The sequence below is a fragment of the Streptomyces alfalfae genome (assembly GCF_004127445.1).
Lineage (GTDB): Bacteria > Actinomycetota > Actinomycetes > Streptomycetales > Streptomycetaceae > Streptomyces > Streptomyces alfalfae.
Map to the genome: position 1 here is coordinate 581,592 of NZ_QEXM01000043.1, position 25,868 is coordinate 607,459.

A 25,868-nucleotide genomic window follows, 5' to 3' on the forward strand; every position below is an offset into this window, starting at 1 on the left:
GCGTATCGACAGCATGCGAAAGAGGTAGGGACATGTCTTCTCTCACCGGCAGGACCGCCCTGGTGACCGGCGGCAGCCGCGGCATGGGCGCGGCGATCGCGCTGCGCCTGGCCCAGGAGGGCGCGGACGTGGCGATCACCTACGTGCAGAACGAGAGCGCGGCCGACGAGGTGGTCGCCAAGATCGGGGCCATGGGGCAGCGCGCCCTCGCCATCCGGGCGGACGCCGCCGACGCGGGCGACGCGGCGGGCGCGGTGGACCGCGCGGCCGACGACCTGGGCGGCCTGGACATCCTGGTGAACAACGCGGGCATCGGGGTGCTCGGCCCCATCGGCGACCTGACGCTCGCGGACCTCGACCGGGTCCTCGCCGTCAACGTACGCGGGGTCTTCCTGGCCTCCCAGACGGCCGCCGCACGGCTCCGCGACGGCGGCCGGATCATCACCGTCGGCAGCTGCATGGCCCAGCGCGTCCCGGGCCCCGGCGGCACGCTCTACGCGACGAGCAAGGCCGCGCTGATCGGTCTGAACAAGGCGCTGGCACGGGAGTTGGGCGGGCGCCGGATCACGGCGAACCTGGTCCAGCCGGGCCCCATCGACACCGACATGAACCCGGCGGGCGGCCCCTTCGCCGAGGGGCAGAGCGCCATGACGGCCCTCGGCCGCTTCGGCTCCGCCGACGAGGTGGCGTCGCTGGTCGGCTATCTCGCCGGGGACGACGCGGCGTACGTCACCGGCACCGAGTTGTCGGTCGACGGCGGTCACGCCGCCTGACGCCCCGGCGACCCGGACGGCCGCCCGTCCGTCCGCCCGGGCATGAGTGCGGGGCGCACCGGGGCTGTCCACCCGGTGCGCCCCGCGTTCGGGGGGGGCGCCGATCAGCCGCCCAGCTCCTGGCGGCGGGCGGTGAGCCCGGCCGCGCCGGCCTCGGTCAGCGAACCGAACAGGCGCAGGCGGGAGATGCCGCCGTCCGGGAAGATGTCGACACGGGCGTGCGTGCCGACGACCGGCGCGTCCAGGACGAAGCGGTGGTTGGTGTCGGGCTGGAGGCGGGTGCGCGGCAGGGCCTCGACCCACTCACCCGACTCGCCGTCACGTATCGAAAGGGCGGCCCAGCCGGCGGAGTTGCCCTTGAGGTAGGCGGTGTCGATCTCGACGGCCCGGATCTCGGACTGCTGGACCAGCTGGTAGCGGATCCAGTCGTTGCCGGTGTCGCGGCGGCGGCGGGTCTCCCAGCCGTCGTCCATCTTGCGGGAGCGGCCGGGCTGGATGGTGTTGGTGGCCGGGGAGTAGAAGCGGTCGGAGGCGTCCTCGACCTGGCCGCCGTTCTCCAGGGCGACGACGTCGAACGTGCCGAGCGCGGCGAGCCACGCGGGGTCGGCGACGACCTCGCCGTAGACGCGGAGGCGGGCGATGCCGCCGTCCGGGTGCTGGTTGACGCGCAGGTGCGTGAAACGCTGCTCGACGTCGACGGTGAAGCCGTTGGCGGCGTGCCCGCCGACCGGGGTGCGCGGGACGAGCGTCGTCCACTTCACGTCGTCGGCGCACAGCTCCTCGGGCGTCGGCGAGCCGTCGACGCTGGTGCCCTCCACGGAGACGGCCTGCGGGTAGTTGCCGCGGAAGTGGGCCGTGTCGATGACGATGCCGCGGACCACGCCCGGCGCGCCGAGCCGTACGAGCGCCCAGTCGTGGTCGTCCTCGGTCGGCCACGGGTGCTCGCCGGAGACACCGCGCCGGCGGCGGGTCTCCCAGCCGTCCATGACCTTGCCCTTGTGGCCGAAGTGCTCGGGGTCGAACACGGCGGCGTGCGGGAGCAGCAGGTTCTCGCGCATCGCGAAGAACTCGTCGTTGGCGGCGATCACACCGGCCCCCAGCTGCCGGTCGGCGAGGTTGGCGTACTGGGTGAAGGGGAAGTCGGCCGTGCGGTAGTCGGCGTAGGGCTCGCCGCCGCCGTAGGGGCTCGCGTCGCCGGTGAAGGTGGCGGGGGTGGTGGTGTTCTGCGCCGTCACGGTGTCAGTTGTTCCTTTCCAGAAGTCGGCCGGCGGGTTCGGTGAACTCGCCGCCGTGCAGGATGCGTTCGCCGCGCAGCCAGGTGGACTTCACGACGCCGCTGAGGGTCTTGCCCGCGTACGCCGTGACTCGGTTCCGGTGCTGGAGCTCCGCGGGGTCCACGGTGAAGGTCTCGTCGGGCGCGAGGACCGCGAAGTCGGCGTCGCGGCCGGCCTCGATGGCGCCCTTCTGGTCGAGTCCGACCAGTTCGGCGGTGCGGGTGGACATCCACCGCACCACGTCCTCAAGGGTGTGCCCGCGCTTCCTGGCCTCGGTCCAGACGGCGGGCAGGCTGAGCTGGAGGCCGGAGATGCCGCCCCAGGCGGTGGCGAAGTCGTCGGTCTTCAGGTCGGCGGTGGAGGGCGAGTGGTCGGTGACGACGCAGTCGATGGTGCCGTCGGCCAGCGCGGCCCACAGCAGGTCCTGGTTGCCCGCCTCCCTGATGGGCGGGCAGCACTTGAACTCGCTGGCGCCGTCGGGGACTTCCTCGGCGGTCAGGGTCAGGTAGTGCGGGCAGGTCTCGACGGTCAGCCGGACGCCCTCGCGCTTGGCGGCGGCGATGAGCGGGAGCGCGTCGGAGGAGGACAGGTGCAGGACGTGCACCCGCGCGCCGAGCCGCTTGGCGACGGCGATGAGCCCCTCGATCGCGGTGTCCTCGGAGACACGGGGCCGGGTCTGGAGGTAGTCCGCGTACTTGGGTCCGCTCTTGTGCGGGGCGGCGTCCAGCTCGTGCGGGTCCTCGGCGTGCACGATGAGGAGCCCGCCGAAGCCGGCGATCTCGGCCATGGATGTGGTGAGCTGGTCCTGGTCCAGCTCGGGGAACTCCTCGACGCCGGAGGGCGACAGGAAGCACTTGAAGCCGTACACGCCCGCGTCGTGCAGCGGCTTGAGGTCCTGCACGTTGTCGGGCAGGGCGCCGCCCCAGAAGCCGACGTCGATGTGCGCCTTGGACCGGGCGACCTCCTGCTTGGTCCGCAGGTTGCCGACCGTCGTGGTCGGCGGCAGGGAGTTGAGCGGCATGTCGACGAGCGCGGTGATGCCGCCGGCGGCCGCGGCGCGGGTGGCGGTCCAAAAGCCCTCCCACTCGGTGCGGCCGGGGTCGTTCACGTGGACGTGCGTGTCGACGAGGCCGGGCAGCAGGACGTCGTCGCCGAAGTCCTCCAGGCGCGCGCCGTCGGGCACGGGGGCGTCGTACGCGGCGACGGCCACGATCTTCCCGCCGGAGACGGCGACCGAGGCGGCCCGGGTCCCCTCCGGGGTGACGACGCGTGTGGAGCGCAGCACCAGCTCGGCCTTGCCGTCTCCGGCACTCGTGACGACGTCGACGTCTCGTTCGGACACCCGTGTCCCCTCTCCGCGTCTGTTCTGTTGCGCGTCTCTTCTGTTCCGCTGCACAGACCTTTTGTTTCCGCTTAACGGAATTCAACGTTCTGTTGAAGAAGTTTTCACGCTCGCTCTCGCGGCGTCAAGGGTCGAATGCGGGCCGAGGGGGCGCCGCGAACTCGCACTAGACTTTTCCACAAGGTGGAAATATGATTCCGCACGTCAAAACGTAGCTACGCACAACGACGGCGCCGGGGTCTCCTTGGACAACCCCATGGAGACACGGACAAAGGCGACCTGACCGGCGACGGCGCCAGGACGCGTCCGAGCCCCGGCGAGGAACCGCCCGGTAGGCTGCTTCCTTGCCCGCCAGCACCGAAAGGAACGCGCCGTGCCGACGTCAAGCGCCAACGACGCCCTTGCTGAAGTCGCCGCCTCAAAGCCTCCCGCCGCGAGCGGTGGCGTCCAGTCCCTAGAGCGCGCCTTCGATCTGCTGGAGCGGATGGCGGACGCCGGGGGCGAGGTCGGTCTCAGCGAGCTCTCCGCCAGCAGCGGGCTCCCGCTGCCGACGATCCACCGCCTGATGCGCACGCTGGTCGCCTGCGGCTACGTACGCCAGCAGGCCAACCGCCGCTACTCCCTCGGCCCGCGCCTGATCCGCCTCGGCGAGTCCGCCTCCCGGCTGCTCGGCACCTGGGCCCGGCCCTACCTCGCCCGCCTGGTCGAGGAGACCGGCGAGACGGCGAACATGGCGCTGCTCGACGGCGACGAGATCGTGTACGTGGCGCAGGTGCCTTCCAAGCACTCCATGCGGATGTTCACCGAGGTCGGCCGGCGGGTCCTGCCGCACTCCACGGGCGTCGGCAAGGCGCTCCTCGCCGACACGCCACCGGAGGAGGTGCGGGCGCTGCTCGCGCGCACCGGGATGCCGGCGGCCACGGAGAAGACGATCACCACGCCGCAGGGGTTCCTCGACGCGCTGGAGGAGGTTCGCCGAGCGGGGTACGCGGTCGACGACAACGAGCAGGAGATCGGCGTACGGTGCCTCGCCGTGCCGGTGCCGAACTCGCCCACGGCGGCGGCCATCTCGATCTCCGGGCCCGCGGGGCGGGTCACGGAGGCGGCGACGGAGAAGATCGTGCCGGTGCTGCAGCAGGTGGCGGTGGAGTTGTCGGCTGCCCTCACGACTACTGGCTCCTGAGCCTTGGGCGGTTTCGGGCCGCCGCTGCGCGGCGGATGCTCTCCCACCCGCCCGTATCCCCGCATCGAGCTGCGCAGGTAGGTCCCCCGGAGGTCAACAGCGGGGGCGGGGAGGGCTGGACCACCGGGTGCTGAGCGGGTGGGTGGGAGACTCCCACCGCGCAGCGGCGGCCCTGCCCCTACGGCACCCGTAGACCACGGGGTACCGGGCGGGTGGGTGGGAGACTCCCGCCGCGCAGCGGCGGCCCTGCCCCTACGGCACCCGTGGACCACGGAGCAACGGGCGGACGGACGGGAGGCATCCGGCGGCCTGCCCTCCGGCACCCGTGGACCACGGGGTACCGGACAGGTGGCAGACCTAGCCGCGGCTTTGGCCCCGGCAAGGTGAAGACAGGCAACCGTCCGCCATCTCCACCACGCGGTCCGCGACGGACAACCGCGCCCGGTCATGCGTGACCAGCACCGTCGCCGTGCCCCGCTCCCGCGTGAGCCGCGAGAGCAGCTCAAGCACCGCCCCGCCCCGCTCGTGGTCCAACGCGCTGGTCGGCTCGTCGACCAGCAGCACCGCGGGGGCGTTCATCAGCGCCCGCGCGATCCCCACCCGCTGCCGCTGCCCGCCGGACATCTGGTGCGGGCGTCGCCCGGCCTCCCCCGCGAGGCCCACCGCGGCCAGCAGCTCCCGCGCTCGCTCGCGGACCTGCCGGGAGGGCCGCCGCCCGTCCACGTGGGCCATCAGCTCCAGCTGCTCCAGCGCCGTCAGCGACGCCAGCAGGTTCGGCTGCTGGAAGACGATGCCGAGCCGGCGCCGCCGCAGCGCGGCCTGTTCCGCCCGGCTCAGGGTCCCCGTGTCGACGCCGTCCAGCACGACCCGGCCCCGGTCGGGCGTGACCAGTGTCGCCGCGACGGCGAGCAGGCTGGACTTCCCCGAACCCGAGGGGCCGAGGACGGCCGTCATGGTGCCTCCGGGCACCTCAAGGCTCACCCCGTCCAGCGCGGTGAGCCGCCCGCCCCCGTCGGGATACGTGAGGGTGACGTCCTCGACCACCAGCGACGAGGCGGCAGAGCCGGCAGAGCCGGCCACAGCAGAGCCGACCCCGGCGGTGGCAGACCGAGCAGAGAACTTGCGCAGGGCATTCATCGAGCACTCCCCAGTGCGACCAACGGATCGACGGCGGTGATCCGCCGCACGGAAAGACCGGCTCCCAGCACCCCGAGGGCGACCATGACGGCGGCCGGCCACAGCGTGGTGGACGGTTCGAGGACGAACGGGACGTCGTCGCCGCTGATGACGCCGCCGACCCCGGCGGCCAGGCCCGTCCCGAGCGCCGTGCCGGCGACGAGCATCGCCACGGCCTGCCCGAGCGCGTCCCGCAGGAGGTACGGCGTCGAGGCGCCCAAGGCCTTCAGGACGGCGATGTCACCGCCCCGCTGGATCGTCCAGACGGTGAAGAAGGCGCCTATGACCAGCGCGGAGATCACGAAGAGGAAGCCCCGCATCAGTTGGAGGGACCCGTTCTCGGCCTGGTAGGAGCCGATCGCGGTGAGCGCGGCGTCCAGGGACTTCGTCTCGGTCCCCGCGGCCTCGTCCCCCGCGGCCAGATCGACGCCGTCGGCGGTGCGGAGGGCCACCACGGTCGCCCGCGGTTCCTTCGACGCCCCGCCGCGGGAGAGCTTCTGCCAGTCGTCGAGGCCGACCCACACCACGGGGGTGTGGCTGTACGAGGCGTCGGAGGCGACCCGTACGACCCGCTCCTCGACCGCGCCGCCCCCGAGCCGCACCCGGTCGCCGACGCCCGCGCCGAGTTCCGCGGCGGCCTTCTCGGAGAGCACGGCCCCGCCGGGCGCGACCCCGCGCGGGGCGATCCCGGAGTCCGGCTCCACGCCGAACGCGGAGACCGCGGCCGACCGGTCGCCCGAGGTGGCGTTGAGGGTGCTGATGCCGATGGGGTGCGCGGCGGTGACGCCGGGGCGCCCGGCCCACTTCCCCCAGGCGCTCCGCTCCAGGGAGGAGTTGGTGAAGGAGACGGACTGGCCGTCGGGCGGCGCGGCGAACGCGAGGTGGTCGGCCGGCAGCCCGGTGATGGCCGAGGTGTTCTCCTTCGCGAGCCCGGCGGTCAGTCCCGACAGCAGCCCCACGAGCAGGGTGATCAATACGACGACGGCTCCCATCAGGGCGAACCGCCCCTTGGCGAACCGTAGGTCTCTCCAGGCGACGAACATGCCTCCCACCCTGCGGGCGTGGCGGGGGCGGGGGCATCGCGCCACAGCACGGTTCACCCGTGTCGAAGTACGGAACCGGCGCTCAACCTTTCGGTTGACGTTCGGACGGGACAGTGCCCGTACCGTGGAAGAACCCCCGTCCACCCCCAGCCCCCGCGAGGCCCCGGCCTGACCCCGGCCAGACCCCACAAGGCCCCCCGGCCCCACCCCACAAGGTTCCCGGCCCGCACCCGGCCGACCACACGAGACCTCCCCATGCCACGCACCCGCACCGCCACGAGCCCGCCGTCCGACCGGCCGGTCCCCGTGCCCCCCGCCATCCGCCGTTGCCTCCACGCCCTCCTCGTGGGGCTCCTCGCGCTCGCCGCCGTCAAGGCGGTGACGGGCGGCGCCGAGCACCGTGCCGGGGTCGTCGCGGCGGCCGTGGTGATGGGGGCCGTGTACACGGCGGGGACACTGCACCCGGCGGTGGGCCGTTCGCGGCGCGCGGCCGGGTGGTGGCTGACGGCGCTCGCCGCCTGCTGGCTGATGCTGCTCGTGCTCTCGCCGGACGGGCTCTGGGCCGCCTTTCCGCTGTACTTCCTCCAGCTCCACCTGCTGCCGAAGCGCCGGGCGCTGCCCGCGGTCCTCGCCACGGCGGCGGCGGCCATCGCGAGCTTCCTGGTGCACAGCGCGCGCGTCACGCCAGGCAGTTTCATCGGACCGCTGCTCGGCGCGGCCGTGGCGGTGGCCACGGTCCTCGGGTACGAGGCGCTGTACCGGGAGAGCGAGCGCCGCCGCGAGCTGATCGACGAGCTGATGGCGACCCGCGCCGAACTCGCCGCCGCCGAGCGCACCGCGGGCACGCTGGCCGAGCGCGAGCGCCTGGCCAGGGAGATCCACGACACGCTCGCGCAGGGGCTGTCGTCGATCCAGTTGCTGCTGCGGGCCGCCCAGCGCGCGCTGCCGGCCGGCTCCCCGGCGGGCCCGCACATCGAGCGGGCCCGCGAGGCGGCGCAGGACAACCTCGCCGAGGCCCGGCGTTTCGTGCGCGCCCTGTCGCCGCCGGACCTGGAGCACGGTTCGCTGGCCGGCGCCCTTGAGCGGCTGTGCGCGTCGAGCGCGGGGCCGCGCGTCCGGTTCTCCCTCAGCGGCACGCCCGCGGAGCTGCCGACGCCGTACGAGGTGGCGCTGCTGCGGGTCGCGCAGTCCGCCCTGGCGAACACGGTCCGCCACGCGGAGGCCCGCCGCGCCGAGATCACCCTGACGTTCATGGACGCCTCGGTCACGCTGGACGTGGTCGACGACGGCCGCGGCTTCGAACCGGCGGCGGACGGCCGGGCCGCCGGGGAGCGCGACGGCGGCTTCGGGCTGCCCGCGATGCGGGCGCGCGCGCAGTCGCTCGGCGGCACGTTCACGGTCGAGTCGGCGCCCGGTCAGGGCACGGCGGTGGCGATCTCGCTGCCGCTGCCGGCACGGACGAAGGAGGACGCGGCGTGACGCGCGCGCCCGGGGCGGGCGCCCCGACCATCCGGCTGCTGCTCGCCGACGACCACCCGGTGGTCCGCGCGGGGCTGCGGGCCGTCCTCGACGCCGAGCCGGACTTCGAGATCGTGGCGGAGGCGGCGACGGCCGAGGCGGCGGTGGAGGCGGCCGCCGCGCAGGGGCCGGAGGGCGTCGACGTGGTCCTGATGGACCTCCAGTTCGGCCCCGGGATGCACGGGGCCGCCGCGACGGCGGCGATCACCGCGCGCGAGGACGCGCCCCGGGTCCTGGTCCTCACCACGTACGACACGGACGCCGACATCCTCGCGGCGGTGGAGGCGGGCGCCGCCGGCTACCTGTTGAAGGACGCGCCGCCCGAGGAGCTGGCCGCGGCGGTCCGCACGGCGGCCTCGGGCCGTTCGGCGCTCGCCCCCGCCGTCGCCAACCGTCTGATGGACCGGATGCGGACGCCCGGGGAGGCGCTGAGCCGCCGCGAGCTGGAGGTGCTGCGCCTGGTGAAGGACGGCCTCTCCAACCAACGGATCAGCAAGGAGCTGTTCCTGAGCCAGGCCACGGTGAAGTCCCACCTGGTGCACATCTACGCCAAGCTCGGCGTGGACTCCCGTACGGCCGCGGTGGCCGCGGCGACGTCCCGCGGCCTGATCCGCGACCGCCCCTGAGCCGACCGCCGCTCACTGCCCCAGCGGTGGTTCACCGTCCGACCAGCGCGAAGTCCTCCGCGGTCATCCGCCGCAACGCCCTGCGCAGGCCCCTCGGCACGGTCGGCGCGGGAACGGTGAGGACCGGGCAGACCGCGCGGGCCCCGATCCCGCGGTGGAGCCGGCTCGGGCGACGCCTGCCGGGGCGGGTCCCGATGACCAGCAGGTCGTGCGGGTGGACGGCGAGGCCGGGCAGCGCGCTCGCGGGACGGCCCCTGACCACCCGGCGCTCACTCCCGACGCCCGGCGGCGCGCCGCCGAAGGCCGCGTCGAAGGCGCCGTCGAGGCGGGCCCGCGCCTCGGCCCGCCAGTGCCGTGCCCACGCCGGGTCGGGGCGCCGCAGATACAGCGCCTCGCCCTCCGGCGGCTCCCAGGCGGTCACCGCCACGAGCGGACGCCCGCTCCGCCGGGCCGCGTCGGCGGCGGCACGCAGCGCCGCGAGACTCGCGAGTGATCCGCTCACCCCCACCACGACGCGCCCGTCCCCGCTCTCCGTCCCCGCTGTCGATGCCACCGGTGCCCTCCCAGGCCACATGAGCCGCTTCTTCCCGCCGCCGACGACTCTGTACGCTGATTGGCCTGGAGAGCAGGGCCAATCGGCATGAGTTGGCATGGTGGAGGGGCGAGTGGTCCGCGTGGGGGACAGAAGGCTGGGCAGCCGTCGGCTCGCCGCGCTGCTGGTCGGCGCCGTGGGCGAGCGCCCCGGGTACCGCGCGCTCGCCCACGGCGTGCGCACCCTCGTCCTGGACGGCCGCGTCCCGCTGCACACCCGGCTGCCCGCCGAGCGCGAGCTGGCCTCGGCGCTCGCGGTGAGCCGGGCCACGGTCACGGCGGCGTACGACGTGCTGCGCGAGGGCGGCTTCGCGCACAGCCGCCGGGGCGCGGGGACCTGGACCGAGCTGCCGGAGGGGCAGCGGCCCGCCGCCGTGGCGGCGTTCCCGGTGGGCGACGACGTGCTCGACCTGGCGGTGGCGGCGCCCGGCGCCCCGGAGCGGGAGCTGGCGGCGGCGCTCGGCGCGGCGGCGGCGATGCTGCCCGAGCACGCGCCGACGGCGGGCTACCACCCGTACGGGATACCGCAGTTGCGGGCGGCCGTGGCCGACCGTTTCACCCGGCGGGGGCTGCCCACGCTCCCCGACCAGATCCTGATCACGACCGGCGCCCAGCACGCGCTGTCCCTGACGCTGTCGCTCCTCGGCGGGCCGGGCGACCGCGTCCTGGTCGAGAACCCCTCGTACCCGAACGCCCTGGACGCGATCCGCAACGCCGGCCTGCGTCCGGTGCCGGTGCCGGTCACGGAGGACGGCTGGGACAGCGGACTCGTGGAGTCCTCGCTGCGGCAGGCGGCTCCCCGCATGGCGTACCTGGTGCCGGACTTCCAGAACCCGACCGGCAATCTGATGCCGCCGGAGCAGCGCGTACGGGTCCTGGAGACGGCCCGCGCGACGGGCGCCTGGCTGCTGATCGACGAGACCGTCGCCGACATCGCCCTGGACGGGCCGCCGCCCGCCCCCTTCGCCTCGCTCGCGCCGCACGGCGTCGGCGAACAGGTCGTCACCGTCGGGTCGTTGAGCAAGACGCACTGGGGCGGGCTGCGGATCGGCTGGGTGCGGGCGGGCACGCGGCTGATCACGGAGCTGGCGATGGCGCGGGTGCCGGGCGACATGGCGACGCCCGTCATCGAGCAGTTGGTGGCGCTGCACCTGTTGCGCGAGATGGACCAGGTCCTCGGCGAGCGGCTGCCGATGCTGCGGGAGCGGCGGGACGCCCTGGCGGCGTCACTGGCCAGGCATGTGCCGCAGTGGCGCTGGCGGACGCCGCCGGGCGGCCTGTCGCTCTGGGTGGACCTGGGCCGCCCGATCGCGTCGGCCCTGGCCCGTGCGGCGTCGGCGCGGGGTGTGCGGATCGAGGGCGGCTCCCGCTTCGGCGCCGACCCGGGCACGCATGAGCACCGCCTCCGCATCCCCTACACGCTCCCGCCGGCCGCCCTGGAGCTGGCCGCGCAACGCCTCGCGGCCACGCTGGCGGGCGACCTGCGCGCCCCCGCCGACGAGGCGCGGGGCCGCCGCTGGGTCGCGTGACCGGGACCGGGCCCGGCTCGCGTGGCCCTAGGTCCCGCGCGGCGGCGTGCCGAACATCTCCACCGCGCCCCGCACCTCCGCGAGGCCCGGCGCGAGGGCGCTGACGGAGCCGATCGCGCTGGCCACCAGGAGCAGGGAGCGGCGCAGCCGCGGGATCTCGGGGGCGCCGCCGTCGGCCATGTCCGCGAGGGCGGCCAGTTCGTCCTCGGCTATGCCCCGGTCGGTGAACTCCACGCGGTAGGCGGCCAGTTCGCGGCGCAGACGCGTCACCGAGGTGCGCAGCCCCGTCACCCGCGGGTCCTCGCCGTCCCCGTCGTCCCGCACGCCCCGGGCGCTCCCGGTCGCCGGCCTCCGCCCCGCGTTCCGCAACACAGTCGGCTCTCCCCCTCGCACAGCGTCGTGCGTCAGCTCTCGTGGGTCTTTCTCTGCCCCGCCAGGGCGTTGGTCAGGCACCCGGGAGCCGCCGATCAGTAAACCTTTACGCGGCCGTCGCACGCCACCGTCCCGGCGACGCCCGGCCGGAACACGCCCTGCCGCCCGGGTGTATGCAGGAGGCATGACGACAGAACCGATGAATCCGCCGGTGGGCGAGGCCGGCGAGGTGGCCGGATTGCTTCTCGCGGCGGGCGGCGGACGGCGTCTCGGCGGGCGGCCGAAGGCGCTCCTCGAACACCGGGGGCGCCTGCTGGTCGAACACGCCGTGGGGGTGCTGCGCGAGGCGGGCTGCGCGCGGGTGCACGTGGTCGTCGGCGCCGCTTCCGCGACCGTACGCGCGCGTGCCGCGCTCCCCGGCTGCGTGCTGGTCGACAACCCGGGCTGGGAGGAGGGCATGGGTTCGTCCCTGCGGGCCGGTCTCGCCTCGCTGCGGGGCACCGGCGCGCGGGCGGCCCTGGTGTCGCTCGTCGACCAGCCGGGGATCGGCCCCGCGGCGACCGCGCGGGTGCGCGCCGCGTACCGCTCCCCGTCGACGCTCGCGGCGGCGGCGTACGACGGCGTGCGCGGGCATCCGGTGCTTTTCGGCGCCGCGCACTGGGCCGGGATCGAGGCGAGTGCGGTCGGCGACCGCGGGGCACGCGCCTATCTGCAGCGGAACGCCGGCGCGATCACCCTGGTCGAGTGCGGGGACGTGGCGCAGGCCTACGACATCGACACGGCGGAGGACCTGGTGCGCCTGGAGCCCGCGGCCCACGGCGAGTGACCGGTATGGCACTCAGCGACACGTTCTGTCGACGGAGAGAATCTCGACGTCAACAAACCATTGAACTTCCACCATGAGGAAACTAGTATCCACTGACCAGAAGGCCCGTTACCCCGGACGGGGCCCGGAAGCCGTACCTCGGCTCTGGTGGCACCCAGTGCCGCCGTGTCTGCCCGGCGGCTCGCCCGGCGCCGTCCGCGCAGCTCTCTGAAGGAAGTGACAGCTCATGTCCGCACCAGCGCCGTCGCCGCTGGCCATCGTCGACGCAGAGCCCCTGCCCCGGCAGGAAGAGGTGCTCACCGACGCGGCCCTCGCCTTTGTGGCCGAGCTGCACCGGCTGTTCACGCCCCGGCGTGACGAACTGCTCGCCCGCCGCGCCGAGCGCCGCGCCGAGATCGCCGCCACCTCCACCCTGGACTTCCTGCCGGAGACGGCCGCGATCCGCGCCGACGACTCGTGGCGGGTCGCCGAGGCCCCGGCGGCGCTCAACGACCGCCGCGTGGAGATCACGGGCCCCACCGACCGCAAGATGACCATCAACGCCCTGAACTCGGGCGCCAGGGTCTGGCTCGCCGACTTCGAGGACGCCTCCGCGCCCACCTGGGAGAACGTGATCCTCGGCCAGCTCAACCTCACCGACGCCTACGAACGCCGCATCGACTTCACCGACGAGCGAACCGGCAAGTCGTACGCCCTCAAGAGCGCCGACGAGCTGGCCACGGTCGTCATGCGCCCGCGCGGCTGGCACCTGGACGAGCGCCACCTCCGGATCGACGGCAAGCCGGTCCCCGGCGCGCTGGTCGACTTCGGCCTCTACTTCTTCCACAACGCCAAGCGCCTCATCGAGCTCGGCAAGGGCCCGTACTTCTACCTGCCGAAGACCGAGTCGTACCTGGAGGCCCGCCTCTGGAACGACATCTTCGTCTTCGCCCAGGACCACGTCGGCATCCCGCGGGGCACGGTCCGCGCGACCGTCCTGATCGAGACGATCACCGCCGCGTACCAGATGGAGGAGATCCTCTACGAGCTGCGCGACCACGCCTCCGGGCTCAACGCGGGCCGCTGGGACTACCTGTTCTCCATCGTCAAGAACTTCCGTGACGGCGGCGAGAAGTTCGTCCTGCCGGACCGCAACTTGGTGACGATGACCGCCCCGTTCATGCGGGCGTACACCGAACTCCTCGTCCGCACCTGCCACAAGCGCGGCGCGCACGCGATCGGCGGCATGGCGGCGTTCATCCCGTCGCGCAGGGACGCCGAGGTCAACAAGGTCGCGTTCGAGAAGGTCAAGAACGACAAGGACCGCGAGGCGAACGACGGCTTCGACGGCTCGTGGGTGGCGCACCCCGACCTCGTCCCGATCGCCATGGAGTCCTTCGACGCGGTCCTCGGCGACAGGCCGAACCAGAAGGACCGCCTGCGCGAGGACGTCTCGGTCGCGCCCGGGGACCTGATCGCCATCGACTCCCTCGACGCGAAGCCCACCTACGACGGCCTGGTCAACGCCGTCCAGGTCGGCATCCGCTACATCGAGGCCTGGCTGCGCGGCCTCGGCGCCGTCGCCATCTTCAACCTCATGGAGGACGCGGCCACCGCGGAGATCTCGCGCTCGCAGATCTGGCAGTGGATCAACGCGGGCGTCGTCTTCGAGACCGGCGAGACGGCCACGGCCGACCTCGCCCGCAAGGTCGCGGCCCAGGAGCTGGACGCGATCCGTCAGGAGATCGGCGACGAGGCCTTCGCGGCCGGCAAGTGGCAGCAGGCCCACGACCTCCTCCTCCAGGTCTCCCTGGACGAGGACTACGCGGACTTCCTGACCCTCCCGGCCTACGAGCAGCTCCGCTAGCCCGGCCTCCGACCCGGCCCCCGGCACCACACAGCGCCGGGGGCCGGGTCATGGCCGCGCTCAGGGGCGCGGGAACAACGCGCCGGGCGCCAGGGCCTCGGTCAGGGGCGCGGGGAACTGCGCGCCAAGCCACCACGGCGCCGCAGCCAGAACAAGCGCCGCACCCAGACAAGACGAGACCCCCGGCCGGGCCCTTCAGCCGAGGTGAACGGACCAGTCCTGCTCGGCCCCGGGCTTCCCGTGAAGATCCGGCACCCGCTTGAGCCAGGCGGGCCGCCCCCTCTCCGTGTCGGCCGCGCGCCGCGCGTCCGCCGCGGCCAGCTCGTCCCGCGAGGGGAACCCGGTCGGCAGCCACACCGCCGAGGCCCTGGCCCGTGCCAGCAGGAACTCCACGTAGGCGTCCCGCACCGCCCCCGGCGAGGCGAAGCCGGGCTCGTCGGCCAGCCAGGCGTCCGGCACGAGCCCGGCGACCTCCCGCAGCAAGGACTCCGTGACCAGCGGCGCGAGTTCCGCGTCGGCGGCGGCCATGTCGGGCCCGTATCCCCCCAGCGCGTGGTGCCGGAAGTCGTACACCTTGTCCGGCGCGGAAGCCCCCCACCGGTGGTGGAAGACGAGCGCCGCCCCGTGGTCGATGAGCCACAGCTTCGGCGGCAGCACGCCGAAGGTGGGCCAGACCATGAGGTTCGAGCTGTGCACGGTCCGGTCCACGTTGGCCGTGAGCGCGTCGAGCCAGACGACCTTGCCGGCTTCCAGCGGATCGACGTCGACGGCGTCCGGCGTGAAGTCGTGCGCGCCGGGCAGCAGGTCCATGCCGAGGTTCAGCCCGGCGCTGGCGTGCAGCAGGTCCTGCACCTCCTGGTGCGGCTCGTCGGCCCCGACCGCCGGGTCGAAGTCGACGAGGACCAGCTCGGGGAAGCGCAGCCCGAGCCGCCGCGCCAGCTCACCCACGATGATCTCGGCGACCAGGGCCTTGCGCCCCTGCGCGGACCCGGTGAACTTCACGACGTACGTCCCGAGGTCGTCGGCCTCGACGACGCCGGGCACCGAGCCGCCGGTCCGCAGCGGGGTCACATAGCGAACAGCAGTCACTTCACGCAGCACACCGGCCACTGTATGCCGAGGTCACGACCGCGCACGAGCGGGTTTCCGGGGCCCCGGCGGCCCGTCGCCCCGGGTCCCGCCTCACGTCTCCCGCAGCGCCTTGGCCAGGACCCCGTCCCCGGTCAGCTCGATCCGCCCCCGGCGCACGCCCTCGCCCACCGTGAGCGCGCCCCCGCCGACCTCGACGCACGTCTCCGCGTCCAGCGCGAGGAGCACGTCCGGCGCCTCCGGAGCCGGGCCGTCGCCGAAGCCCTCCCGCTCGCCCCCGACGCGCACGTGGAACTCGCCCTCCGCCAGGCGGACCTGCGCCACCCCTTCGGCCCCGGCACCCGCCAGGGCCCGCAGCAGCGGCAGCGCGAACCAGTGGGCGCGCACCGCGTCGGTGGGCCTGCGCTCCGCGAGGGCGGGCGCTCCCCAGGCGGCGAGGGCACTGAGGACGGGCTGCAACTCATGCCCGCGCCCGGTGAGTTCGTAGACGTACGCCGCCGAGGGCGGGGGCAGCTTGCGGCGCGTCACGAGGCCCTGCTGCTCCATGTCCTTCAGGCGCGAGGCGAGGACGTCCGTGCTGACCCCCGGCAGGTCGGCGTGGAGGTCGGTGTAGCGGCGGGGCCCGGCGAGCAGTTCCCTGGCGATCAGCAGGGTCCAGCGGTCCCCGACGGCGTCGAGGCCGCGGGCGACCGCGCAGTACTGGTCGTAGCTTCGGCGGGAGCGGGCGGACGGCCGCGGCTGAGGTGGCATGCGGCATAGTCTAGGCAACTTGTTGGACTTTCCAAGCGGGGGCTTGGTAAAACCAAGTAACACACGTCACGGGAGGCGCACCGCATGGAGTTCCGGCAGTCGAGCAAGCTCAACGAGGTCTGTTACGAGATCCGGGGCCCCGTCATCGAGCACGCGAACGCCCTGGAGGAGGCGGGCCACAGCGTGCTGCGCCTCAACACCGGCAACCCCGCGCTCTTCGGCTTCGAGGCGCCCGAGGAGATCGTCCAGGACATGATCCGGATGCTCCCCGGCGCGCACGGCTACACGGACTCGCGCGGCGTCCTCTCCGCCCGCCGCGCGGTCGCCCAGCGCTACCAGGCGCTCGGCCTGGACGAGGTCTCCGTGGACGACGTCTTCCTCGGCAACGGCGTCTCGGAACTGGTCACCATGGCCGTGCAGGCGCTCCTCGAGGACGGCGACGAAGTCCTCGTCCCCGCGCCCGACTTCCCGCTGTGGACGGCCGTGACGACCCTCTCCGGGGGCAAGGCCGTGCACTACGTGTGCGACGAGTCGGCGGAGTGGTACCCCGACCTCGACGACATGCAGTCGAAGATCACCGACCGCACCAGGGCCGTCGTGATCATCAACCCGAACAACCCCACGGGCGCGGTCTACCCCAAGGAGATCCTGGAGGGCATCCTCGACCTCGCGCGGCGGCACGGCCTGATGGTCTTCGCCGACGAGATCTACGACCAGATCCTGTACGACGACGCCGTGCACCACAGCGTCGCCGCCCTCGCCCCCGACCTCGTCGTCCTCACCTTCTGCGGCCTGTCCAAGACCTACCGCGTGGCCGGGTTCCGGTCGGGCTGGATGGTCGTCACGGGACCGCGGCAGCACGCCAGGAACTACCTGGAGGGCCTGACGATGCTGGCCTCCATGCGGCTCTGCCCGAACGCCCCCGCGCAGTACGCCATCCAGGCCGCGCTCGGCGGCAGGCAGTCCATCAAGGAGCTCACCGCGCCCGGCGGCCGGCTGCGCGAGCAGCGCGACCGGGCCTGGGAGAAGCTGAACGAGATCCCCGGCGTGTCGTGCGTGAAGCCCAAGGGCGCGCTGTACGCCTTCCCGCGCCTGGACCCGAAGGTGCACCCGATCCACGACGACGAGAAGTTCGTCCTCGACCTGCTGCTCCAGGAGAAGATCCAGGTCGTCCAGGGCACCGGCTTCAACTGGGCGCGCCCCGACCACTTCCGTATCCTCACTCTCCCCTACGCCGACGACTTGGACGCGGCGATCAGCCGCATCGGCCGCTTCCTCAGCGGCTACCGCCAGTAGCCGGTTCCCGCCACGGTCCCACCAGGAGCGACGTGACCCCCTGCCCCACCTGCGGTACGACCGCGCGCACCCAGTTCGCGTCGCCCGGCCTCGTCGGGCCCATCGTGTACGGGGGCCACGACCGCGCCGACGACCCGGCCTGGCGGGAGTCGGGCGCCGCCACCGTCGAGGACTACGCGCGCTGGTGCGGCCACCTCTGCGGCCTGACGTGCTATCAGATGGCGCTCGGCGCCGACGCGCCCTCGCTCTTCGAACTGCGTGACGGCGCCCTGGAGCACGGCGCGTACACCGAGGAGGGCGGGGAGATCCGCGGCATGGTCTACGCGCCCTTCGCCGAGTACGCCCGCGCGGCGCACGGCGTCGACGCCACGGTCCACCGGCGCCTCACCGTCGCGGAGATCGGGGCGCTCCTGGACGAGGGGCGGCGGGTGATCGCCTCCGTCCACTTCGAGATCCGCCGCCCGCACCGCCCCGCGCCCGGCAGGGGCGGCCACCTGGTCCTGCTCACCCGCCGCACCGCGGAGGGGCTGCACTTCCACAACCCCTCGGGCGTCGACGCGGCGACCAGGACCGCCACGCTCCCCGCCGACATGTTCGAGCCGTTCTTCGCCGGACGCGGGGTCTCACTGCGCTGACACCCGGCCGGCGGGCCATGGACCAGCCTGCGCCGGAGGCCTGGCGGCGGCGGGCCTCCGGCGGCCGGAAGCGCAGGACCTCGTAGGGGCCGAAGACCTCCCGGGCGCGGGGGCGCGCGGTCCGAGCGGAGGGCGCCGCGGACCGTTCCGACGTCCGTTTTGGGGATGTGCCGCCATGATCAATAAGATCCGGCGATGATCACAAGACAACGGCCGGCGGCCTGGGCTCTCGCCCTGCTCGCCGCCCTGACCGCCGGGCTCGTCACGGCGGGCCCCGCCGTCGCCGACGACGACGGTGACGCACCCGCACAGCCCTCCCCCAAGGTCGAGCTGGTCCTCGACGTCAGCGGCTCCATGCGGGCCCGCGACATCGACGGCAAGTCCCGCATGGCCGCCGCGAAGCAGGCCTTCAACGAGGTGCTCGACGCCACCCCCGACGAGGTCGCGCTCGGCATCCGCACCCTCGGCGCCAACTACCGCGGCGACGACCGCAGGACGGGCTGCAAGGACACCGAGCTGCTCTACCCCGTGGAGCGGCTCGACGAGTCCGGCCGCACCGACGCGAAGACCGCGGTGGCGACGCTGGCGCCGACCGGCTGGACGCCCATCGGGCCGACGCTGCTCAAGGCCGCCGACGACCTGACGGACGACACCGCCGAGCGCAGCCGCCGCATCGTGCTGATATCCGACGGCGAGGACACCTGCCAGCCGCTCGACCCGTGCGTCGTGGCCCGGGAGATCTCCGCCAAGGGCATCCACCTCACCATCGACACGCTCGGCCTCGTCCCCGACGCCAAGACCCGTGAGCAGCTGAGCTGCATCGCGGAGGCGACCGGCGGCACCTACACCTCGGTCCGGCACACCGACGAACTCGCCGGCCGCGTCAAGCAGCTCGTGGACCGCGCCGCCGACCCGGTGGTCACCCCGGTGGAGGCGAAGGGCGCCGACCGCTGCGCCGCCGCGCCGGAGCTGAAGTCGGGCCTGTACACCGACCGCGAGAAGTTCGGCGAGCACCGCTGGTACCGCGTGGCGGTTCCGGCGGGCAAGGAGCTGCGCGCCTCCGTGAGCGTGTCGGCCGACCGCGCCGTCGACCCGGACTACGGCGTGCTGCTGCGCGCCGAGACCCCGAACGGTCGCGAGATCGTGCGCGGCCAGGAGTCGGGCGACGGCCGTACGGACGTCATCTCCACGGGCCTGCGCCACCCGACGCCCGAGGCGGACGACGAGGACGAGGAGGCCGCGTCGGAGACCGTCTGTCTGCGCGTCAGCAACTCCTTCTCCGCTCCCGCCTCGGTGAAGAAGGCGCCCGGTCTCCCCGTCGAGCTGGCCGTCGATCTCGTCGACTCGCCCGACGAGGCGTCCGACGTGGCGTCGTTCGGGCTCGGCCACGGCTGGTGGCTGCTCGGCCTGCTCGTGCTCGTCGGCTTCGTCGCCGGTCTTGTCTGGGGCTGGCTGTCACGCTGGCGCTTCGCGGTCTGGAGGACCAACTGATGGCTACGACACGTGTGCTGCGCCGGGCGCTGCCGCTGACCGGCGCGGCGCTCCTGGCCTTCTCCGGAACCGCTTCCGCCGCCGGTGACGGTGACGGCAAGAGCGACGCCCCCTCCGAGGCGGGCACCTCCTTCCGTACCGCCACCGCGATCCGCCAGGACCAGAAGGCCACCGCGGAGGCGTCCACGGGCGACTACCTGTACTGGGCGTTCCCCGTCGACACCGGGCAGCGGGCCACCGTGCACGCCACGGTGAAGCTGCCCGAGGCCGCCGCCCGGCACGCGGCCTCCACCTGGCAGGTCGACGTCTACGACGGGCTGCGGCGCCGCCAGGCCTGCCGTCTCGGCACGCCGAGGAAGACGGTCGCGCGGGACGCCGCGTCGGTCTCCCTGTCCTGCTCGCTGCGGACGGTCAGGGCCTGGTCGGAGCAGTGGGCGAACGACCCGCTGCCGGGCACGTACTACCTGCGGCTCACGGTCACCGGCCTCAAGGCCGACGACCTCGGCCTGCCGGTACGGGCCGAGGTCGACGTCACGGCGACCGACGCGGGCGGCGCGCAGGCCGTGGACGGGTCGCTCGCGGAGCCGCTGGTGCCGGGCGCGGGCTCGGACGACCAGCGGCCGGCCGAGGTCACCGAGCCGGAGGACGGCTGGTCATCCGGCTGGTGGTCCTCGCGCTGGATCTGGACGGGCGTCGGCGGCGTCCTCGCGGCCCTGGCGGGCGTCGGCGGCTACGCCCTGACCCGCGGCTCCGGCCGCCCCGCAGGGGTGCCGCAAGGACGGTGAACCGCCGCTGAGGCGGGTCCCGAGGGGCATCTGACCTGCGGGACGTGGCAGTCTCGGGGGTGGTGGCGCCGCACGGCGCCGCCACCCCCGGAAGAACAGGATTGGCACGACATGGGCGATCTGCTCCTCGTCCGGCACGGCGAGACGGAGTGGTCACTGTCCGGACAGCACACGAGCTGGACGGACATCCCCCTGACGGACAACGGCAGGGAGCAGGCCCGCTCGCTCGCCCCGCTGATCGGCGGGTTCCGGATCGGCGCGGCGTTCACCAGCCCCCGGCAGCGCTCGCGGGAGACCGCGGAGCTGGCCGGGTTCCCCGACGCCCGCGTCGACCCCGACCTCAGCGAGTGGGAGTACGGGGCCTACGAGGGCGTCACGACCGTCGAGATCCACCGCACGCGGCCGCACTGGTACCTCTTCGACGACGGCGTCGCCCTCGGCCCGCCGGAGCACCCCGGCGAGAACCCCCGGCAGGTGGGCGAGCGCGCCGACCGCATGCTGGCCAAGGTGGACGCGGCCCTCGCCAACTACGAGGGCAGTGTCGTCCTCTTCGCCCACAGCCACTTCCTCCGCGTCCTCGCGGCCCGCCGCCTGGGCCTGCCGCCGTCGGGCGGCTCGATGTTCGTCCTCGCCACGGGCACGGTGTGCCGTCTGAGCACGGAGCACGGGCGTCCCGTGGTGGCGAGCTGGAACCAGCGGCCCTGACCCCGCCGTGGCACGGCCCGTCCGCCCTCGCTCCCGGGCCCGTTGTCAGTGCCGCGAGGCATCATCGGAACCAGTGGCCGGTGCAGCGGACGGCGGCGACGGACTCACGGGGGAAGGGGTGCACGCGCGGTGAAGCCACCCACGGCCGCCCAGCGGCGGATCATCGAGGCCGCGGACCCGCAGACGGGCCGCCTTTCGGGGACCGAGGCGCAGCTCATGGCCCTGGTCAGGGCCCGCCTCGCCTTCCGTCACCCGCGGCCCCCGCGCGCGTTCTTCCTGACCCCGGCGGGCCATCGCGTACGGGACGAGGGCGCCGCCCCCGCCGCGGCCCCCGAGCCGGCCGGGCCCGCGCCGGACTCCGGGGTCTTCGCCGCCCGCACCGGCACGGAGACGTCGGCGCCCGGCAGCGAGGGCCCACCGCGCGCGCGGGAGGTCCGCGGCGCCTGGGAGGGCCTGGTCGAGCTGCGCCGCATGACCAATCCCGACGGCTCACGGGACCGCCCCTGCGCCTGGGAGCGCACGCACCTGGTCCGGGCGGCGGCCCTGGCCCTGGAGGCCGCGGGCCGCTCCCCCGCCGCCCCCGGCCGCGAGGGCTACCGGGTGACCGACACCCCGCAGCCCGAGGCCGTCGCCGTGCGCGAGCCGTCGCCCGAGGGGCTGCGGGCCTGCGCGGCGGCCCTGGAGCAGGCGGGCTGGCAGGTCGGCGAGCACACGGGGGCGCGCGGCGGGGACCGTTATCTGCTGGCGTCACCGAGAAGGGCATGAGCCGCCGCCCGCGCGCGGAATGCCCCGCCCGGCAGCCGAGTTGCAAGCACCCGGACACAACCGATGACCGGTCACCAGTCGTCGATCACCGATCACCGATCACCGATCACCGATCACCGATCACCGATCACCGAACCGAGGGGAACACCGTGGCAGAGCCGTTTTCCGTGCGCGTCGACGTCCGTGGGTACGAGACGGACACGCAGGGGCACGTGAACCAGGCCGTCTACCTCCAGTACGCCGAGCACGCCCGCTGGTCCCTGCTCCGCGCGGCGGGCATCGCCCAGACCGACCTGCTCGACAAGGGCGTGGGCCCGGTCGCCTTGGAGAACACCGTCCGCTACCGCAGCGAGCTGCGCGCGGGCGACGAGACGACGGTGAGCTGCGCGTTCGTCTGGGGCGGCGGCAAGACGTTCCGGATCGAGCAGGCGGTCACGAAGGCGGACGGCACGGTGGCCGCGACGTTCACCTCGGTCGGCGGCCTGATGGACCTGAAGGAGCGGCGGCTCGTGGCGGACCCGCGGGAGTGCTTCAGGGCGCTGGCGAGCGATCCCTCCCTGCTGGGGCTGTGAACGCGCGGCCGGCCCGCACCACCGCGTACGGGTGACCGTGTGCATGACATCGTCACGCAACCGCCCCGTACCGTTCACACGATCGTACGCACATCCGTGCCACTCTCCCGGTGACTGACCAGTCAACTCGCGTAGACCGCGCGCCGCTCGGGCGGACGTGCGGCGCGCGAGACCGGTTCCGGGAAAGGACACCCCCCACATGCCCGTCCCGCGCGTACGCCGCTGGAAACCCCTGGCCCTGACCGCCGCCGCGGTGCTCGTCGGCATCACCGTGCCGACGGCCGCGACGGCCACCGCCTCCCCCGCCCCGGCCGCCGCGCCCTCGGCCGTCGGCGCCTATGACGACACGTACTACCAGGACGCCCTCGGCAAGACGGGCCCCGAGCTGAAGTCCGCGCTGCACACGATCGTCAGCGACCAGACGAAGCTGTCGTACTCCCAGGTCTGGGACGCCCTGAAGGCCACCGACGAGGACCCGGCCAACAGCGCGAACGTCATCCTGCTCTACAGCGGCGCCTCACGCAGCAAGAGCGCGAACGGCGGCGACCAGGGCGACTGGAACCGCGAGCACGTCTGGGCCAAGTCCCACGGCGACTTCGGCACGGCGACGGGCCCCGGCACCGACATCCACCACCTCCGCCCCGCGGACGTCACGGTCAACAGCATCCGCGGCAACAAGGACTTCGACAACGGCGGCAGCGCGGTGGCCGGCGCCCCCGGCAGCCTCACCGACGGCGACTCCTTCGAGCCCCGCGACGAGGTCAAGGGCGACGTGGCCCGCATGATCCTCTACATGGCCGTGCGCTACGACGGCGAGAGCGGCTTCCCCGACCTGGAGCCCAACGACGAGGTCGACAACGGCAGCGCGCCCGCCATCGGCCGCCTCTCGGTCCTCAAGCAGTGGAACGACGAGGACCCGCCGGACGCCTTCGAGAAGAAGCGCAACCAGGTCATCTTCGACACGTACCAGCACAACAGGAACCCGTTCATCGACCACCCGGAGTGGGTGCCGGCCATCTGGTGACCCCGCCGGTCACTTCCCGCCGCCACCGCCGCCGCTCTCGAACTCCTTGGGCGGCGGCCCCCCACCGGTGTCGGTGAAGAACTGCCAGAGGGTGAGCATCGCCACGGCCTGGGCCACCAGGTAGGCGAGCTGGAGCGAGAAGTACCGCATCTGGTAGACGGACAGGAGCAGCCCGAACCGGCTCTGCCAGAACCGGCGTTCGTCCTGGAAGATGTCGAGGTCCAGGGCGATGCCGGTGACCGTGAGCACGAACAGCATGGCCACGACGCACAGCCCCACGTCCCCGTACCCCTGGTCGAGGTACAGGTTGCCCAGCGCGTCGACGCCGGCGGGCAGCGCGAAGGCCGCGGCCACGGGCAGCGCCCGCACCGGGCCGCGCCGCCCCGGCAGGCACCGCCAGAGCGCGCCGAGCACGAAGCCTGCGCCGGCCCAGCACACCTGCCAGGCCAGGAAGCCGGACACCGCGTCGGGCAGGCCGAAGCCGAAGTAGGTGCTGGCCCGCCAGTTGTCCCCGCGCACCCACCCCGACCAGACGACCAGCCCGCTCGCCGGAAGCCCGACGAAGAAGGCGAAGCGGGCGGCCCTGCGGCCGTTGTCCCACCAGGTGTCGCGCGGCCCCATCGACAGCGCCACGTCGACGACCGAGACCTGCGGGGGCAGCCGGTCCGCCCCTCCCCCGGCGCCGGTCCACGCGTGCAGTCCGCGGATCTCCTGTTCGAGCAGGCGGCGCTGGAGTATGTCGTCGTCGGACTGCCCCTGGTCGAGGCGGCGCATCTTGGCGTGGATCTCGCGGTAGCGGCGGGCCCTGCCGAGGATGTCGGCGCGCCGCGCGGCCGTGACGCTCAGCCCGAGCCGCTCCCCCGACGCGTCGAGGCCACGGCCGAGGACGGCCCGGGACGCGCCGGCGGAGGCGGCGAGGCGCAGGGCCGCGGTGTTGATGAAGATCCACAGGGGCGACAGCAGGGCGTTGTTGGCGAACAGGCCGAGGGACATGCCGACGACGACGGGGAAGAAGAGCAGGAACACCCTGCGGTCCGCCGGCTCGGCCAGCGGTGACTCGGCGGACCGGTCCCCGGTGGCGCGCAGCACCGCGTAAAGGGCGAGTCCGGTGAGGACCCACACCGGGAGCCACCAGTTCTGGCCGTTCACGGTGTACCAGGTGAGGTGGGAGCGGAGTTCGCCCCGGTGTCCGAGCCCGTAGGCGGGCTCGCCGCGCAGGCTGAGCCAGGAGACGCGCTGCCAGTTGCGTTCGGTGGCCAGGGTGTAGCACGCGCCGACGGCCGCCGTGACGCCGAGGGTCAGCGGGCCCGCGTACCGCAGGAGCAGCGCGCGGGGCGTTCCCGCCCTGCCCGGCGGGATCAGACCGCCCTCGCCGGCCAGCCGCCAGGCGGCGGCCGTGAAGCCGAGGAAGGTGAGCGTCTGGGCGCAGAACGCCGCCGTGAGCAGGGAGAAGAACGCGCCCTCGGGGGTGCCGCCGCTGATGTCGAGGTCGTCGGGCAGGCCGAACAGGTCCGGTTGGCAGGCCACCGCCAGGACGGGCGCGGCGAGGACGGCGCCCGCTCCCGTGATGTACCGCCCCTGCCTGCCGAAGGCGAGCAGCGGTACGGCGGCGCAGACCGCCGCGGCCAGGGCGATCCGCGGCTCGCGGCCGATCCAGAGGTCCTCGTCGCCCAGGGCGTACAGCCAGCGCAGCAGGACGGTGTCGCCGTCGAAGACGAGGACGGCGCCGGCCGAGATCCAGGCCCAGTCCGAGAGCGTACGCGCGGACGCCGCCTCGGTGGCTCCGGCGCCGGCGCGCCGCCGCAGTCTGAAGGCGGCGACGAGCAGCAGCCCCGAGACGATGCCCGTCCAGGCCAGGTTGCCCCCGGAGCTGAGGTTGGCGAACAGGAACCGGTCGTCCTGCGCGGCGAACGACCGCTGCCAGCCCGGCTTGAGGCGCACCGTGACGTCGGGCGGCTTCCTCTCGCCCTTCGGCCGCCACACGAGCCCGGTGGCGCCCTCGGCGGCGACCGGCTTCGGCCGGGCGGACTCCGCGCCCGGCTCGCCCGGGTCCACCGTGATCCGCGTCCAGTTCACGCGGTGCAGGCCCGGCGCCGGTGTGAAGCGCAGCCGCCAGTGGGCGGTGCCCCGTTCGATCCGCCAGGGGCCGAGGGCGAACCAGCCCTCGTGCTCGTCGATCCAGGAGAAGGTGTCGAAGCGGACGAGGTGGCCGCCCTTCTCCGAGGTCACCCGGGGGCTGCCGCGCGGGCGCCACTCGCCCCACCACCGGTGCTGGGATTCGTCGGAGCGGGTGAGGCAGCCCATGGCCCTGCGGTAGCCGCCGCTGTCCTCGGCGAGCAGGAGCGAGGGGGCGAGCTTCCAGGACGACGGCACGTGCACGGTCAGCCGTGCGGTGACCTTGGTGTGGTCGCGTCCGCCGTGGCGGAGCCGGATCGACGCGCTCGCCTCCGCCTTGTCCAGGCCGGCCGTCGCACACCACCCGTCCACCGGTTTCTCCTCGGCCCGCGCCGGTGCGGGCCAGAGCACCGCGCAGACAACGACCAGCATCATCAGCGGATGCGCCCTCAACCGGAACCCCCGTCCCCCGAGTCGTACGGTGACCAGTCTTCCCGAGCGGGCCGACTCGCGCGAGACCGCCGGCAAACGCGGCCGTTCCA

General features: G+C 73.8%; 24 protein-coding genes. 15 read left to right on the top strand and 9 right to left on the bottom strand.

Annotated elements, in window-relative coordinates; all coding sequences use genetic code 11:
• Positions 1 to 32 precede the first annotated feature (32 nt).
• Positions 33 to 773, top strand: coding sequence for an SDR family oxidoreductase (locus DCW30_RS25630; RefSeq protein WP_076683850.1), 741 nt, complete (start codon positions 33 to 35; stop codon positions 771 to 773).
• A gap of 104 nt (positions 774 to 877) precedes the next feature.
• Here DCW30_RS25630 and alc read toward each other — a convergent pair whose 3' ends face one another.
• Together alc and allB are read right to left on the bottom strand one after the other, a co-directional pair.
• Complete coding sequence (gene alc, locus DCW30_RS25635) at positions 878 to 2,008, bottom strand: allantoicase (RefSeq protein ID WP_076683851.1); 1,131 nt, start codon at positions 2,006 to 2,008, stop codon at positions 878 to 880.
• A 4-nt stretch (positions 2,009 to 2,012) separates the two neighbouring features.
• Positions 2,013 to 3,389 carry an allantoinase AllB gene (allB, locus tag DCW30_RS25640; protein WP_076683852.1) on the bottom strand — a complete coding sequence of 459 codons (1,377 nt, stop codon included), beginning with the start codon at positions 3,387 to 3,389 and terminating at the stop codon, positions 2,013 to 2,015.
• Positions 3,390 to 3,762: 373 nt separating this feature from the next.
• Between allB and DCW30_RS25645 the strand changes: the two genes are divergently transcribed.
• The gene (locus tag DCW30_RS25645) at positions 3,763 to 4,572 is read left to right on the top strand and encodes an IclR family transcriptional regulator (RefSeq protein WP_062780615.1); all 810 of its coding nucleotides are present in this window, start codon (positions 3,763 to 3,765) and stop codon (positions 4,570 to 4,572) included.
• A gap of 357 nt (positions 4,573 to 4,929) precedes the next feature.
• Here the strand turns inward: DCW30_RS25645 and DCW30_RS25650 are convergent, their stop codons facing one another.
• Both DCW30_RS25650 and DCW30_RS25655 read right to left on the bottom strand, forming a co-directional pair.
• Positions 4,930 to 5,652 (bottom strand): ABC transporter ATP-binding protein, encoded by a 723-nt coding sequence (locus DCW30_RS25650; protein ID WP_076688727.1) that lies wholly within the window; start codon positions 5,650 to 5,652, stop codon positions 4,930 to 4,932.
• Positions 5,653 to 5,705: 53 nt separating this feature from the next.
• A complete protein-coding gene (locus DCW30_RS25655) occupies positions 5,706 to 6,791 on the bottom strand; it encodes an ABC transporter permease (protein ID WP_076683853.1) in 1,086 nt (361 codons plus the stop codon).
• 255 nt (positions 6,792 to 7,046) lie between these two features.
• Here DCW30_RS25655 and DCW30_RS25660 point away from each other — a divergent pair, with 255 nt between their 5' ends.
• Both DCW30_RS25660 and DCW30_RS25665 read left to right on the top strand, forming a co-directional pair.
• Positions 7,047 to 8,270 (top strand): sensor histidine kinase, encoded by a 1,224-nt coding sequence (locus DCW30_RS25660; RefSeq protein WP_076683854.1) that lies wholly within the window; start codon positions 7,047 to 7,049, stop codon positions 8,268 to 8,270.
• The gene (locus DCW30_RS25665; protein WP_076683855.1) at positions 8,267 to 8,935 is read left to right on the top strand and encodes a response regulator; all 669 of its coding nucleotides are present in this window, start codon (positions 8,267 to 8,269) and stop codon (positions 8,933 to 8,935) included. Before DCW30_RS25660 ends, DCW30_RS25665 begins: the two co-directional genes overlap by 4 nt.
• Positions 8,936 to 8,966: 31 nt before the next feature.
• Here DCW30_RS25665 and DCW30_RS25670 read toward each other — a convergent pair whose 3' ends face one another.
• Positions 8,967 to 9,488 (bottom strand): universal stress protein, encoded by a 522-nt coding sequence (locus tag DCW30_RS25670; RefSeq protein ID WP_237283358.1) that lies wholly within the window; start codon positions 9,486 to 9,488, stop codon positions 8,967 to 8,969.
• A gap of 121 nt (positions 9,489 to 9,609) precedes the next feature.
• Between DCW30_RS25670 and yczR the strand changes: the two genes are divergently transcribed.
• Entirely contained in the window at positions 9,610 to 11,055 is a 1,446-nt protein-coding gene (gene yczR / locus DCW30_RS25675; RefSeq protein WP_309030176.1) for a MocR-like transcription factor YczR, read from the top strand.
• A gap of 27 nt (positions 11,056 to 11,082) precedes the next feature.
• Here the strand turns inward: yczR and DCW30_RS25680 are convergent, their stop codons facing one another.
• The gene (locus DCW30_RS25680; RefSeq protein ID WP_076683858.1) at positions 11,083 to 11,427 is read right to left on the bottom strand and encodes a DUF5955 family protein; all 345 of its coding nucleotides are present in this window, start codon (positions 11,425 to 11,427) and stop codon (positions 11,083 to 11,085) included.
• Positions 11,428 to 11,611: 184 nt separating this feature from the next.
• On the opposite strand from DCW30_RS25680, the gene DCW30_RS25685 reads away from it, so the two are divergent.
• The gene (locus DCW30_RS25685; protein WP_076683859.1) at positions 11,612 to 12,253 is read left to right on the top strand and encodes a nucleotidyltransferase family protein; all 642 of its coding nucleotides are present in this window, start codon (positions 11,612 to 11,614) and stop codon (positions 12,251 to 12,253) included.
• 226 nt (positions 12,254 to 12,479) lie between these two features.
• A complete protein-coding gene (gene aceB / locus DCW30_RS25690; protein ID WP_062780623.1) occupies positions 12,480 to 14,099 on the top strand; it encodes a malate synthase A in 1,620 nt (539 codons plus the stop codon).
• Positions 14,100 to 14,294: 195 nt separating this feature from the next.
• Here aceB and DCW30_RS25695 read toward each other — a convergent pair whose 3' ends face one another.
• Entirely contained in the window at positions 14,295 to 15,200 is a 906-nt protein-coding gene (locus DCW30_RS25695; RefSeq protein ID WP_062780671.1) for a HipA family kinase, read from the bottom strand.
• Positions 15,201 to 15,281: 81 nt separating this feature from the next.
• On the bottom strand, positions 15,282 to 15,938 hold the full coding sequence (locus tag DCW30_RS25700; RefSeq protein WP_076683860.1) for a winged helix-turn-helix transcriptional regulator: 657 nt from the start codon (positions 15,936 to 15,938) through the stop codon (positions 15,282 to 15,284).
• Positions 15,939 to 16,022: 84 nt separating this feature from the next.
• Between DCW30_RS25700 and DCW30_RS25705 the strand changes: the two genes are divergently transcribed.
• The 8 genes from DCW30_RS25705 to DCW30_RS25740 all read left to right on the top strand — a co-directional run bounded on the left by DCW30_RS25705 (position 16,023) and on the right by DCW30_RS25740 (position 23,211).
• Positions 16,023 to 17,234 (top strand): pyridoxal phosphate-dependent aminotransferase, encoded by a 1,212-nt coding sequence (locus tag DCW30_RS25705; protein ID WP_076683861.1) that lies wholly within the window; start codon positions 16,023 to 16,025, stop codon positions 17,232 to 17,234.
• 32 nt (positions 17,235 to 17,266) lie between these two features.
• Positions 17,267 to 17,869 carry a peptidase gene (locus tag DCW30_RS25710; RefSeq protein WP_076683862.1) on the top strand — a complete coding sequence of 201 codons (603 nt, stop codon included), beginning with the start codon at positions 17,267 to 17,269 and terminating at the stop codon, positions 17,867 to 17,869.
• A 195-nt stretch (positions 17,870 to 18,064) separates the two neighbouring features.
• A complete protein-coding gene (locus tag DCW30_RS25715) occupies positions 18,065 to 19,360 on the top strand; it encodes a VWA domain-containing protein (RefSeq protein ID WP_076683863.1) in 1,296 nt (431 codons plus the stop codon).
• On the top strand, positions 19,360 to 20,145 hold the full coding sequence (locus DCW30_RS25720; RefSeq protein ID WP_076683864.1) for a hypothetical protein: 786 nt from the start codon (positions 19,360 to 19,362) through the stop codon (positions 20,143 to 20,145). Before DCW30_RS25715 ends, DCW30_RS25720 begins: the two co-directional genes overlap by 1 nt.
• Before the next feature lie 111 nt (positions 20,146 to 20,256).
• Entirely contained in the window at positions 20,257 to 20,850 is a 594-nt protein-coding gene (locus DCW30_RS25725) for a histidine phosphatase family protein (protein ID WP_062780629.1), read from the top strand.
• Positions 20,851 to 20,979: 129 nt separating this feature from the next.
• Positions 20,980 to 21,615 (top strand): hypothetical protein, encoded by a 636-nt coding sequence (locus DCW30_RS25730; protein ID WP_076683865.1) that lies wholly within the window; start codon positions 20,980 to 20,982, stop codon positions 21,613 to 21,615.
• Positions 21,616 to 21,764: 149 nt separating this feature from the next.
• A complete protein-coding gene (locus tag DCW30_RS25735) occupies positions 21,765 to 22,187 on the top strand; it encodes an acyl-CoA thioesterase (RefSeq protein ID WP_076683866.1) in 423 nt (140 codons plus the stop codon).
• A 199-nt stretch (positions 22,188 to 22,386) separates the two neighbouring features.
• Positions 22,387 to 23,211, top strand: a complete 825-nt coding sequence (locus tag DCW30_RS25740; protein ID WP_076683867.1) for an endonuclease I family protein — start codon at positions 22,387 to 22,389, stop codon at positions 23,209 to 23,211.
• A 9-nt stretch (positions 23,212 to 23,220) separates the two neighbouring features.
• Here the strand turns inward: DCW30_RS25740 and DCW30_RS25745 are convergent, their stop codons facing one another.
• A complete protein-coding gene (locus DCW30_RS25745; RefSeq protein ID WP_076683868.1) occupies positions 23,221 to 25,761 on the bottom strand; it encodes a DUF6185 family protein in 2,541 nt (846 codons plus the stop codon).
• Positions 25,762 to 25,868 lie beyond the last annotated feature (107 nt).

Bases quoted from the DNA above. Each gene is read 5' to 3' on its own strand.
- aceB (WP_062780623.1), top strand. From the start codon at position 12,480: ATGTCCGCACCAGCGCCGTCGCCGCTGGCCATCGTCGACGCAGAGCCC.
- DCW30_RS25720 (WP_076683864.1), top strand. From the start codon at position 19,360: ATGGCTACGACACGTGTGCTGCGCCGGGCGCTGCCGCTGACCGGCGCG.
- DCW30_RS25745 (WP_076683868.1), bottom strand. From the start codon at position 25,761: ATGATGCTGGTCGTTGTCTGCGCGGTGCTCTGGCCCGCACCGGCGCGG.
- DCW30_RS25725 (WP_062780629.1), top strand. From the start codon at position 20,257: ATGGGCGATCTGCTCCTCGTCCGGCACGGCGAGACGGAGTGGTCACTG.
- DCW30_RS25660 (WP_076683854.1), top strand. From the start codon at position 7,047: ATGCCACGCACCCGCACCGCCACGAGCCCGCCGTCCGACCGGCCGGTC.
- DCW30_RS25705 (WP_076683861.1), top strand. From the start codon at position 16,023: ATGGAGTTCCGGCAGTCGAGCAAGCTCAACGAGGTCTGTTACGAGATC.
- DCW30_RS25685 (WP_076683859.1), top strand. From the start codon at position 11,612: ATGACGACAGAACCGATGAATCCGCCGGTGGGCGAGGCCGGCGAGGTG.
- DCW30_RS25740 (WP_076683867.1), top strand. From the start codon at position 22,387: ATGCCCGTCCCGCGCGTACGCCGCTGGAAACCCCTGGCCCTGACCGCC.
- DCW30_RS25700 (WP_076683860.1), bottom strand. From the start codon at position 15,938: ATGCCACCTCAGCCGCGGCCGTCCGCCCGCTCCCGCCGAAGCTACGAC.
- DCW30_RS25630 (WP_076683850.1), top strand. From the start codon at position 33: ATGTCTTCTCTCACCGGCAGGACCGCCCTGGTGACCGGCGGCAGCCGC.
- DCW30_RS25715 (WP_076683863.1), top strand. From the start codon at position 18,065: ATGATCACAAGACAACGGCCGGCGGCCTGGGCTCTCGCCCTGCTCGCC.
- DCW30_RS25655 (WP_076683853.1), bottom strand. From the start codon at position 6,791: ATGTTCGTCGCCTGGAGAGACCTACGGTTCGCCAAGGGGCGGTTCGCC.